Annotated in this window: 11 protein-coding genes and 1 pseudogene; 10 read left to right on the top strand and 2 right to left on the bottom strand. The window is 60.7% G+C overall.

All coding sequences use genetic code 11. The features are described from left to right. Nucleotides 1–21 precede the first annotated feature (21 nt). Nucleotides 22–369, bottom strand: a complete 348-nt coding sequence (locus VJV58_RS09845; RefSeq protein ID WP_324137148.1) for a hypothetical protein — start codon at nucleotides 367–369, stop codon at nucleotides 22–24. Nucleotides 370–497: 128 nt separating this feature from the next. On the opposite strand from VJV58_RS09845, the gene VJV58_RS09840 reads away from it, so the two are divergent. Further along, the gene (locus VJV58_RS09840; protein ID WP_324137147.1) at nucleotides 498–677 is read left to right on the top strand and encodes a DUF3606 domain-containing protein; all 180 of its coding nucleotides are present in this window, start codon (nucleotides 498–500) and stop codon (nucleotides 675–677) included. Nucleotides 678–702: 25 nt separating this feature from the next. Next, nucleotides 703–939, top strand: coding sequence for a GCG_CRPN prefix-to-repeats domain-containing protein (locus VJV58_RS22390; protein WP_414641463.1), 237 nt, complete (start codon nucleotides 703–705; stop codon nucleotides 937–939). Between the two features lie 687 nt (nucleotides 940–1626). Here the strand turns inward: VJV58_RS22390 and VJV58_RS09835 are convergent. Next, complete coding sequence (locus VJV58_RS09835) at nucleotides 1627–2574, bottom strand: ring-cleaving dioxygenase (RefSeq protein ID WP_324137146.1); 948 nt, start codon at nucleotides 2572–2574, stop codon at nucleotides 1627–1629. Nucleotides 2575–2711: 137 nt separating this feature from the next. On the opposite strand from VJV58_RS09835, the gene VJV58_RS09830 reads away from it, so the two are divergent. The 8 genes and pseudogenes from VJV58_RS09830 to VJV58_RS09795 form a co-directional block, all read left to right on the top strand. After that, nucleotides 2712–3473, top strand: a complete 762-nt coding sequence (locus VJV58_RS09830) for an enoyl-CoA hydratase-related protein (protein ID WP_324137145.1) — start codon at nucleotides 2712–2714, stop codon at nucleotides 3471–3473. A 52-nt stretch (nucleotides 3474–3525) separates the two neighbouring features. Continuing rightward, nucleotides 3526–5196, top strand: coding sequence for a bifunctional metallophosphatase/5'-nucleotidase (locus tag VJV58_RS09825; protein WP_414641461.1), 1671 nt, complete (start codon nucleotides 3526–3528; stop codon nucleotides 5194–5196). 94 nt (nucleotides 5197–5290) lie between these two features. After that, nucleotides 5291–6220: a histone deacetylase family protein gene (locus VJV58_RS09820; RefSeq protein WP_324137144.1), complete on the top strand. Its 930-nt coding sequence runs from the start codon at nucleotides 5291–5293 to the stop codon at nucleotides 6218–6220. A 70-nt stretch (nucleotides 6221–6290) separates the two neighbouring features. Continuing rightward, a complete protein-coding gene (locus tag VJV58_RS09815) occupies nucleotides 6291–6542 on the top strand; it encodes an exodeoxyribonuclease VII small subunit (RefSeq protein WP_324137143.1) in 252 nt (83 codons plus the stop codon). A gap of 666 nt (nucleotides 6543–7208) precedes the next feature. Further along, nucleotides 7209–9146: a 1-deoxy-D-xylulose-5-phosphate synthase gene (gene dxs, locus VJV58_RS09810; protein ID WP_324137149.1), complete on the top strand. Its 1938-nt coding sequence runs from the start codon at nucleotides 7209–7211 to the stop codon at nucleotides 9144–9146. A 30-nt stretch (nucleotides 9147–9176) separates the two neighbouring features. Then, the gene (locus tag VJV58_RS09805; protein WP_324137142.1) at nucleotides 9177–9911 is read left to right on the top strand and encodes a TlyA family RNA methyltransferase; all 735 of its coding nucleotides are present in this window, start codon (nucleotides 9177–9179) and stop codon (nucleotides 9909–9911) included. Then, the gene (locus VJV58_RS09800) at nucleotides 9904–11148 is read left to right on the top strand and encodes a class I SAM-dependent RNA methyltransferase (protein WP_324137141.1); all 1245 of its coding nucleotides are present in this window, start codon (nucleotides 9904–9906) and stop codon (nucleotides 11146–11148) included. Before VJV58_RS09805 ends, VJV58_RS09800 begins: the two co-directional genes overlap by 8 nt. A 120-nt stretch (nucleotides 11149–11268) precedes the next feature. After that, nucleotides 11269–11615: pseudogene (locus VJV58_RS09795) on the top strand (SAM-dependent methyltransferase); the annotation flags it as partial.

The raw sequence follows: 11615 nt of genomic DNA, 5'->3' as shown, positions 1-11615 counted from the left end.
TCCGCTTGTCGGGCTACATCTCTACAATCGCATGGGCAGCGGTAATTGCACGTCGTGATAACGGCCTTCATAACGGTCCACGAACTCCTGCAGGAAGAACGGCACATCCCGCATCTGCTCGTCGCAACGCTGGCGCAGTTCGCGCGCAACCTCCGCGGATACGTCTTGGGACCAACCTTCACTAGTGTTGAACCCTACCACCCGCACCGGGTTTTTATATTCGCCGTTGAGCAGATTGCCGACTACGGATTCCAGGTCAGTCGCTTCGGTGTCGGCCTCGCGCCACGCCCGGCCGTTTTGGCCGAAATCATCCAGAACAAGATAGACGTTCTGATCTTCGCCATCGGGCACAATCGAGGGTGTACGCATCGAACTACCTTCACGCCACACAACAAAACTAAGACGAAAAGGATCGCATTCGTTCCGATCCAGGCCGGCCCTATTTTGGAACCCGAACATTCCGTCGTGCGTTGCGTGGGAACAAGGGAGATAGCGCAATGGCAAAAAAACAGAGCAGTCGCGGACGTAAACAGGACCGCTCCCGTGTAGCGGGCGGGCAGGACTACGAGGTCAGGTACGCGGCGAACAAATCCGGCAAGTCAAAAGCTGCTGTGAAAAAAGCAGTCAGGAAAGTGGGCAACAGCCGCAAGCGAGTTGAGCGACGGTTGGAGCGATAGAGGGGCAAAGGCAATGAGCAGGCCAATGAGAACGTCTCTGATCGCAGTGCTTTTCCTGATCGTGAACAGCATTGTCCCTGCGAGCGCCGCCGACGGATGCGGCCCCGGCTGTCACAGTACGTCCGGCGGTGCATGCGTCGTCGACGGCTGGGGTACCGGCGCGCGCGTATGGAACGAGTGTCCTGCCGGTGCTCGTCCCCGTCCTCCCTGTCCTTCAGCGTATCAATGGCGACCGAAAATGCATGCGTGCTTTCAGCACTGAGCTCGCCCTTGCCGCGAACTTAACCCGCATTGCTGACGCGAAATTGATTTCGAAGATGCCCGTCAAGTTTACAGGTTGACCCAACCTCGACTTTGGGAACTTTCGTTTCTCCTCGCAAGTTCTTCTTTGAGGCATGATATGTCGCAAGGATGTTCGATTGAAGAGAAACGCGCCGCTTGTTTCAATGATTCCCTGCCGATGCTCGATCGGCAGAGTGTCATTGTTGTGCGTTGTGCTGCTTTGCCTGGCCGCGCCTTCGAGATCGCCTGGCCAGGATGCCGGGGTGAGCGGCATTGCTCCGGGACCGGGGAATGCGCGCGGTCTTAACGGGTCGGTCAATGATCCCAGCGGGATCGGCAATGCTGCCCGGGTGCCCGCGATTCCGCCGCCGGCGATAAGCCCGCCTGCCATTCCCACCGCCCCGCCTCCTGCCGCTTACCGCAGCTTGCCCGTGCAGCAAGGCGTCAGAATAAGGCGTCCGCTGCTAATCGAGCCGAGATCGCGTCATGCGAGAAGAGCAGCAGTCAGGCACCGAAATAAGCTGGGTGAGCGCAACAAAGTGAGTGAAGGTAACCCGCCAAGCATCTGCAGAGGATGCTGAATTTCGAACGGATTCTTCCCGGCTCGCCGGCAGAATTGCAGGACGAAGCAAAGCTTCCTCCGGGCCAGTTCGAGCGCGCCTGCGCTTCAGCCCAGCGGCTTCAGGCCAGCTTCGATCGCCGCTCGGCGCGCTTCCAGAAATGGCGGCAACGCGAGCCTCTCGCCGAGCTGCTCGATCGGCTCGTCAGTGGCAAAGCCGGGCCCGTCAGTGGCGATCTCGAACAGGATGCCATTCGGTTCGCGGAAATAAAGGCTGTGAAAATAAAATCGATCGATCTCGCCGCTGTTCGGGATTCCAAGCTCGTTCAGGCGTCGTGCCCACGCATGATACTGCTCGTCATCGGGCGTGCGAAAGGCGACGTGATGCACGCCACCAGCACCTTGCCGCGCAGCTGCAAGGTTCGGCTGCTCGATAACGTGCAACTCGGCGGCAGGGCCGCCCTCGCCCATCGCAAATACATGAACCGGAGCTGTTGAATGGGGTGAAGCATATTCGCGCACACGGCGCATATTCATCACGCGGGTGAGGACCTGCTCGAGCGGCGCAAGATTCTGCACTGTGAGCACGATGGGACCGAGGCCGCGAATCTGGTGCTCCGCAGGGACGGAGCTCTTCTCCCATGCGTTGGCTGCACCGGCCCCGCCATCATCAACCAGCACCAGCCGCTGGCCCTCGCCATCTTCAAACGGCAGGGTCAATCGGCCGTCCACTTCGACCACGTCCCGGGCATTGACGCCGGCCTTCGCCAGCCGATCCCGCCAATAGCCGAAGCTTTTTTCGCCCCCGACGCGCAGCCCGGTGCGTGAAATGCTGTTGGCGCCGCGTCGCTCCGGATCCAACGGAAAATCAAAGAAGGTCAGGTCGCTGCCGGGGCTGGCTTTTCCGTCGGCATAGAACAGATGGTACGCGCTGACGTCGTCCTGGTTGACGGTCTTCTTGACCAGTCGCATGCCTAACAAACCGGTGTAAAACGCCAGGTTATGGCGTGGCTTCGCGGAAATCGCGGTCAGGTGGTGTATCCCCGTTAACTGCATCGCGTATTCCTCGAGCGCGTTATCCAGCCGCCGTCGAAAACGGGTGCTGGCCGGTTTGGGGCGGTCGCCGAGATGATGTAAGCTGTAATCGGAAGTCTCGCCAGCGGCTGCACGCCGCCCGTCCGAAGGACAGCATCATGCCTGGCCAACTGATCGTGACCGACGAAGATGCGACCCGGGTGATCACACTGCGGCGCCCTGAGAAGAAAAACGCCATCACCCAGGACATGTATCGCGCCATGAGCGATGCGATCGACACCGCGCAAAACAATCCGGGCATTCGCTGCATGATCATTACCGGCGGATCGGGCGTATTTACCGCCGGCAACGATCTCGAAGACTTCCTGAAGGACAGCACCTCAGAGCCGGACACGCCGAGAGCATCCAACGCCATCAAATTCCTTTATTCCCTCGCGCATAATGCCAAGCCGATCATCGCCGCCGTCGATGGCGTGGCAATCGGCATCGGCACCACTATGCTGTTTCATTGCGATTACGTTCTCGCCAGCAAGACAGCAACCTTCGCTACACCCTTCATTCATCTCGGCCTGGTTCCGGAAGGTGCCTCAAGCCTGCTGATGCCTCGTACGATGGGTTACCACCGCGCATTCGCTACGTTGGTGATGGGGCGGACGATCAGCGCCGACGACGCCCGTGTCGCGGGGTTGGTCAACGTCGTGGTCTCGCCGGGTCACACCGAGCCGGAGGCGCGCAAGGTTGCGCGGGAAATTTGCGCATTGCCGGCGGAAGCGGTCGCGATCTCGCGCCGGCTGTTGCGACTGCCTCCGGAAGATCTGACCCGCAGAATCGATCAGGAGAGCCATTTATTCGGCGAACGCATGCGCTCCGCCGAAGCAGTCGAAGCCTTTAAGACATTTTTCTCGCGCAAGAAGGCATAAATGCTCGACCCGAGAAAAGTGCTGCAGTTTTCTGGCTGGCTCTGACGCATTTATGAGATATCCGCTCTTCTCCATCCTCGCAGCCGTGATGCTGGTGTGCGCGCCAGGCCCGGCATGCCCCGCCAACGCCCAGGCTGCGCCGGTCGAGGTGAGGATTCTTGCGATTAATGATTTTCACGGCAACCTTCGGCCGCCGACCGGTGGAATCCGGATCGCTGATCCCGAGGACAAAACCAAATCGATCGACGTTGCGGCAGGCGGCGTCGAATACATGGCAACACTAGTGAAGCAACTCCGCGACCGAGCGACCAACACGATCTTTGTCGCAGCCGGCGACCTGATTGGCGCTAGCCCGCTGTTGTCGGCGATGTTTCATGACGAACCTTCAATTGAAGCGCTGTCGATGATGGGGCTCGAAATCGCTTCTGTCGGCAATCACGAATTCGACGAGGGCAAGGACGAACTGCTTCGCATGCAATACGGCGGTTGTCATCCCGTCGAAAAATGCCAGGGGCCGCACCCGTTTGCCGGCGCCAAATTTCATTATCTCGCGGCCAGCACCTTCGACAAAACCAGCGGTAAAACTATCTTTCCTGCCTATGAGATCAGGAATTTCGAGGGGATCCCGGTCGCGTTCATCGGACTGACGTTGAAGGGGACGCCCGGCATCGTCTCCCCGCAAGGGGTGACCGGTCTCGAATTCCGCGACGAGGCCGAAACGGTGAACGCGCTCGTGCCAGAGCTGAAGGCGCGAGGTGTTGAGGCTATCGTTGTGCTTATCCACGAGGGTGGATTTCCGACGGGGAACTACAACGAATGTCCCGGCATTTCCGGACCGATCGTGGATATCGTCAGAAAATTCGACAAGGCCGTCGATGTCGTGATCAGCGGTCATACGCACCGAGCCTATGTTTGCGACATCGATGGACGTCTGGTCACCAGCGGCGACAAGTTCGGGACCCTGGTTACCGCGATCGACCTGAAGCTCGATCCTGCCACGCGGGACATCATCAGCGCCAAAGCCGACAACGTCATCGTCCGCACTGCGGCCTTGGCAAGGAATCCGGAGCAGACCGCCTTGCTCGAATCCTACGAGAAACTGGCAGCTCCCATCGCCGAACGCCGGGCGGGATCGGTGACCGAGAGCTTATCGCGCGTGCCCGACGGCACCGGCGAAAGCAAACTCGGAGACATCATCGCCGACGCTCAACTCGCCGCGACCGCTGCGGAAGAAAGCGGGTCCGCGATGATCGCATTCACCAATCCCGGCGGCATCCGCACCGACATAACCCGGAAAGAAGATGGAGTGGTGACCTATGCCGACCTGTTCGCCAGTCAGCCATTCCGTAATCAGCTCGTCACGCTGACTCTGAGGGGAACGCAGATCAAGGATCTGCTGGAGCAGCAATGGCTGGATCCGAAACGACCGCGCATTCTGCAGGTTTCGAACGGATTCCAATATGCTTGGGACGCAGCGAAGCCGTATGGCGAGCACGTGATTTCGGATCGCATGTTGCTGAATGGTCAGCGCATCGATCCTTCGATGAACTACCGCGTAACCGTAAACAATTATCTCGCGCTCGGAGGCGACGGCTTTACCGTGCTCAAAGAGGGCACCGATGCGCGATTTGGCGTCTATGACGTCGATGCGCTCTACGGCTATTTCCAGGCCCATAGTCCGATTGTAGCTGTGAGCGCCAAGCGCATTGCGCGATTGAACTGACACCAACTCCAATTGGACGTGCTCTTCCCGAGCGGCTGGCGAGGCCCTAGATTAGCGGCTTCTCGAAAGCGCGGCCGACGCGCCAGGAAATTGCATGACGACGCTTCTACTTACTCATCCCGCCTGCCTGAACCATGCCACACCTCCCGGACATCCGGAACGCGCCGATCGCCTGCGGGCGATCAATCAGGTGCTCGCGGCAGATCACTTCAATCCGCTTGTGCGCGGCGAAGCGCCGGAAGGCAATCTGGACCTGGTGACGCTTTGTCATAACGACCACTACATCGAAGAAATCCGACATCTCGCGCCTTCGAGCGGTGTGGTCTATATCGACGGCGATACGTCGATGTCGCCCGGCACCTGGGAGGCGGTGATGCGAGGCGTCGGCGGTGCAGTCGCCGCGACCGACGCTGTCATGTCCGGTAGCCAGAATAATGCGTTCGTGGCAGTGCGTCCTCCGGGCCATCATGCGGAAGCCAGTCGAGCCATGGGCTTCTGTTTCTTCGACAACGCCGCGATAGCTGCGCGGCATGCCCAACGCAAATACGGCATCGGTCGCGCGGCAATCGTCGATTTCGATGTTCATCACGGTAACGGCACCCAGGAAATCTTCTGGGCTGATCCGACGGTGATGTATTGCTCAACTCACCAGATGCCACTGTTTCCGGGTACCGGCGCGAAAAGCGAGCGCGGCGAGCACGACACCATCGTCAATGCGCCGCTGGCCGCGGAAGACGGGAGCGCCAAATTCCGGGCTGCATTCGAAAACCTCATTCTGCCGCAGCTGCGCAAATTCAATCCCGAACTCATGATCGTTTCAGCCGGTTTTGATGCACACTATCGCGATCCGCTGGCCTCACTGAATCTGAAAGCGGACGATTTCGGCTGGGTCACGCGCAAACTGATGGATGTCGCCGATAGCAGCGCTAGCGGCCGAATTGTCTCTGTGCTCGAGGGTGGCTATGACCTGCAGGGCCTTCAGGAGTCGGTTGCCGCGCACGTTTCCGCATTGATGGGGGCGTAAATAGCGACCACAATACCTCCGCATATGTGTGGTTGAGTGCGCGCCAAGCGGGAAGAAGCGGGATAAGAATATGGCTGAAGATATTCAAATCGACGTCAAGAAGCTGAGCTTCGAGCGGGCGCTCGAGGAGCTTGAGACCATCGTCAAGCGGTTGGAAGAAGGCAAGGTGCCTCTGGAGGAGTCAGTCGCGATCTACGAACGCGGCGAATCCTTGAAGCGGCGCTGCGAGGAATTACTGCGGCAGGCGGAGGCACGGGTCGAGAAGATCACCACCGACGCTAATGGCCAGGTGACCGGCACGGAGCCGCTGGACGTTCAATAAACCCAAACCTGCCTGATGCTGCCAGGTCGGCCTCCCATTAAGCAACGAACGTGAATGTCAGGTGGATCGGCCACAGCGACACCGCGCGGCCTGAATAACTTTTGCGCTGCGGCTGGCCCCACGGCTCCGATCTCTCATGATCGTCTGCGAACCGATCGTGCTGAGCCGCGTGGCCCTCCCCGAAGCCGCACTGGCGATCGCGGCTGGCGAGGGCGTTGCCGCAAATGGGGCTGGAAACAGCTCGAACCAGCTACCATCTCCAACACGGTTAAGCCGTGAATTCAGGCCAGCCGGAACAATCCTGCTCCCGTGGGGGTTAAAATCGGCCCCTCGTGGCCGGTTCCACACCGGTTCCCTAGGGTTCGGCGGGTTGGCTTTAAGCCCGGCTTTGGTGTAAAGCGTACCGAGCGTTGGGCTGTTAAGCGTGAATCCGCCGGCGGTAGTTGTTGCAGTAAGGGCTTGATCTAGCTAACAGAAACGGGCTTGGAAGGGTGAAATCGCCAAGGTGATGCTTATCACATTGACCGACCCGGAGCGCATTTAGACCTATAAATCGGGCTTCGGCCTACTCAGGTGCGTCCGGCGTCTGGGCTTTCGCTGCGCGGGGGATTGCGCAACCAACTTACGTCGGGAGCTTGTCCCGACAGGCAAAATTGGAACATGGCTGTGACCGTATTTAGCAAGACGCCGCTTCTCGACACCATTCGGACACCAGACGACCTGCGCCGGCTCAAGGTGGACCAGGTTCGACAGGTTGCCGACGAGCTTCGTCAGGAAACCATCGATGCGGTTTCCGTAACCGGCGGTCATTTCGGGGCCGGACTGGGCGTCGTCGAATTGACGACGGCGCTGCACTACATTTTCGATACTCCGCGCGATCGGTTGATCTGGGACGTCGGTCATCAGGCCTATCCGCACAAGATTCTAACCGGTCGTCGTGATCGCATCCGCACCTTGCGCACGGGTGGCGGTCTGTCCGGTTTCACCAAGCGAACCGAAAGCGATTACGATCCGTTCGGCGCCGCTCATTCTTCTACCTCCATTTCCGCCGCCCTCGGCATGGCCGTGGCGCGCGACCTCTCGGGCGGCAAGAACAATGTTATCGCCGTGATCGGCGACGGCGCCATGTCGGCCGGGATGGCTTACGAGGCCATGAACAATGCGGGCGCGATGAATTCGCGGCTGATCGTCATTCTTAACGACAATGACATGTCGATCGCGCCCCCGGTGGGGGCGATGTCCGCCTATCTGTCGCGGTTATATTCAGGCAAGACCTACCGCTCGCTGCGCGAGGCCGCCAAACAGCTCGGAAAACACCTTCCGAAGGTGATCGCCGATCGCGCCGAACGCGCCGAGGAATATTCGCGCGGCTTCATGGTGGGCGGCGGCACGCTGTTCGAGGAACTCGGGTTCTATTATGTCGGACCGATCGACGGCCATAACCTCGATCACCTGCTGCCGGTCCTGAAGAACGTCCGCGACATGGAGACCGGTCCGATCTTGGTCCACGTCGTCACCCAAAAGGGCAAGGGCTACGGGCCGGCCGAGGCCTCGGCCGATAAGTATCACGCGGTCGTCAAGTTCGACGTCGCGACCGGCGCGCAAGCCAAGGCGAAGCCCAACGCGCCCGCCTATCAAAACGTGTTCGGCCAAAGCCTGGTCAAGGAAGCCGAGAAGGATGAGAAAATCATCGGCATCACGGCCGCCATGCCTTCGGGTACGGGGATCGACATTTTCGCCAAGGCTTTCCCGAAGCGCACTTTCGACGTAGGCATCGCCGAACAGCACGCGGTCACGTTTGCAGCCGGTCTTGCGACCGAAGGCTTCAAGCCGTTCTGCGCGATCTATTCTACGTTCCTGCAGCGCGGCTATGATCAGGTGGTGCACGACGTGGCGATCCAGAGCCTCCCCGTGCGTTTTGCGATCGACCGCGCCGGGCTGGTCGGCGCCGACGGCGCGACCCATGCCGGCTCGTTCGACAATGCGTACCTGGGCTGCCTGCCGAATTTCGTCATCATGGCGGCATCGGACGAGGCTGAGCTGGTGCACATGGTGGCCACGCAGGTCTCGATCAACAATCGTCCGAGCGCGGTGCGTTATCCCCGCGGTGAAGGCCGCGGCGTCGAGATGCCCGAATTCGGCGTTCCGCTCGAAATCGGAAAGGGCCGGATCATCCGGCAAGGCAACAAGATCGCGTTGCTATCGTTCGGAACGCGTCTCGCCGAATCCGAGAAGGCCGCGGACGAGCTCGCGGCGCATGGACTTTCCACGACGATCGCGGACGCCCGCTTCATGAAGCCTCTCGATGTCGAGCTGGTGCTGAAACTCGCGCGCGAGCATGAGATCCTGCTCACGATCGAGGAAGGCGCGATCGGCGGCTTCGGCTCGCATGTGATGCAGACGCTGGCCGAGCATGGCATGCTCGACGGCGGCTTGCGGATGCGCTCGATGGTGCTGCCCGACGTGTTCCTCGACCACGACACTCCGAACGCGATGTACGCTCGCGCAGGCCTCGACGCCAAGGGCATCGTCGCCAAGGTGTTCGAGGTCCTCGGCAAGGACTTCAAAAAGGACTTCAAGATCGAAACGGTCAAGCTGGCCTGATTGCAAGGGGCGGCCGGCGCCCAAGGTATTATGGCCCCTGCCCGCAAGCGCGCTGACATTTTACTGGTCGAGCGCGGCCTGTTCGAGAGCCGCGCGCGGGCGCAGGCTGCCATCGAAGCGGGCCTCGTCATGGCCAATGGCAAGGCCGTTGCACAGCCTTCCGAAACCGTCGCGCTTGACGCCGAGTTGCAAGCGCAGCCCGCGCATCCCTTTGTTTCGCGAGGTGGGGTCAAGCTGGCGGGCGCGCTGGAACAATACCCGATCGACGTCGAGGGGCATGTTTGCCTGGATGTCGGTGCATCCACCGGGGGATTTACCGAGGTTCTGCTCGCCAATGGCGCCGACCTCGTGTTCTCAATCGATGTCGGCCGGGAGCAATTGCACACTTCGCTACGCGGCCATCCGAAAGTGGTTTCCATGGAGGAGACCGATATACGGGACTTCGAGGGCAAGCGGCTGCCGATGCGCCCCGACGTGGTCGTGATCGATGTTAGTTTCATTTCGCTAAAGGCCGTGCTTCCGGTGGCGTTGTCGCTGGCCGCAGCGCCGATGCATTTGTTGGCGCTGATCAAGCCGCAATTCGAGGCGGAGCGAAAACATTCCAAGCGCGGCATCATCCGCGACGCCACGGTGCATCAGCAAGTCTGCGAAGACATCACCGAATTCGCGGCCTCGCTCGGATGCACCGACATCAAGGTGTTTCCGTCATCAATTACCGGCGGCGACGGCAATCTCGAGTTCTTCATCGGCGCGCGCCGTGGTTGAGCGTCTGGAGATCGACGATGTCGGCCATTTCGGCGACGGCGTCGCGCATGCACCCGGGCAGAGCATCTATGTGCCCTACACTCTCGGCGGCGAAACGGTCGAGGTCGCGCCGGTGCCGGGCCATCCCGACCGGCGGCGCTTGCTGACAGTCGAGCGCGCCAGCCGCGAGCGTATAACGCCACTTTGCCCGCATTTCGGGGTGTGCGGCGGTTGCGCGATCCAGCACTGGGAAGCCGAGCATTACCAAGCCTGGAAGCGAAACCTGGTGATCGAAACGATGGCGCAGGCGAAGCTCGACTGCGAAGTTGATCCCTTGATCGACGCTCACGGCCTCGGACGGCGTCGAATGACGCTGCACACCCGAACAGGCACACACAATGTACTCAAGGTCGGCTTCACTGCTGCAGGTTCACACGACATCGTTCCGGTCGATCGATGCCCTATTCTCGATCCTGGCCTGGGCGGCGCACTCAATGCGGCATGGGCGATCGCCGAGCCGCTGATCCCCACGGCAAAGCCATTGGATATCCAGATCACCGCGACCAACAACGGCCTCGACGTCGACGTGCGGGGATCGGGTCCCCTGGCGCCGGCCATCATTTCGGCGCTCTCGCGGGTCGCGGAGCAGCATCACCTCGCGCGCCTAACCCGCCATGGCGTGCTGGTGCTGATGCGGACGCCGCCGACTATTGCGATCGGGCCCGCCGAGGTCACGTTGCCGCCTGGCTCGTTCCTGCAGGCCACGGCGGCGGGCGAGGAAGTTCTGGCGGGATTGGTGATGGACCATTGCAAGCGCGCCAAACACATTGCCGATCTCTTTTGCGGCGTCGGGCCTTTTGCGCTCAGGCTGGCGGCGCACTCGCGAGTGTCGGCTTTCGACAGCGATGCGGGCGCGGTCGCCGCGCTGCAGAAGGCGGCGATGGCGACGTCCGGATTGAAGCCGGTCAAAGCCGAGGTCCGAGACCTGTTTCGCCGTCCGCTGATGGCGCAGGAATTGCGCGACTATGATGCGGTCGTGTTCGATCCGCCGCGTCAAGGCGCGCAGGCGCAAGTGCGCCAGCTTGCAACCGGCAACGTGCCGGTGATCGTCGCGGTGTCCTGCAACCCCGCGACGTTCGCGCGAGACGCCCGCATCCTGGTTGATGGCGGTTACGAGCTGGCGCACGTCACCCCCGTCGATCAGTTCCGTCACACTCCGCACGTTGAGCTGGTGGCGCGGTTTAGACGGAAACGTTGAACCTGCATCGCGCCGCCGTGACATAGATATGTAAGCACGAGCGCAGCATCCGGCCTCTGCCCGCCGCCGAGCAAACCAGGCCGCCTCGTTGAAGAAGCCGGCCATCCAGCGGAGGGTATCGTGGACGTCGATCCAGACAGACTCAGCGCGTTCATGGGAAAAATGCTGAACGAAGTTGGCGCGGCAATGAACACCTCGCTGATGCTGATTGGTGACAAGCTCCGCCTTTACAAGACACTGGCTGCAAAAGCCCCGCTCAGTTCAGGCGAGCTTGCGGAGGCGACGCAGACGAGCGAGCGCTACGTCCGCGAGTGGCTTTCCGCACAGGCCGCATCCGGTTATGTCGAATACGACCCGACTTCCGGAAAGTTCTCGATGCAGCCCGAGCAGATACTGGCGCTAGCCGATGAGGACAGCCCTTATTTCGTGGGGGCGGTGGGCGATCTGGTGGCGGCAACATTCCTTGA

The sequence above is a fragment of the Bradyrhizobium sp. genome (assembly GCF_035273305.1).
Classification (GTDB): domain Bacteria; phylum Pseudomonadota; class Alphaproteobacteria; order Rhizobiales; family Xanthobacteraceae; genus Bradyrhizobium.
Note: the sequence above shows the minus strand (reverse complement) of the source record. Positions and strands in the feature narration are given on the sequence as shown.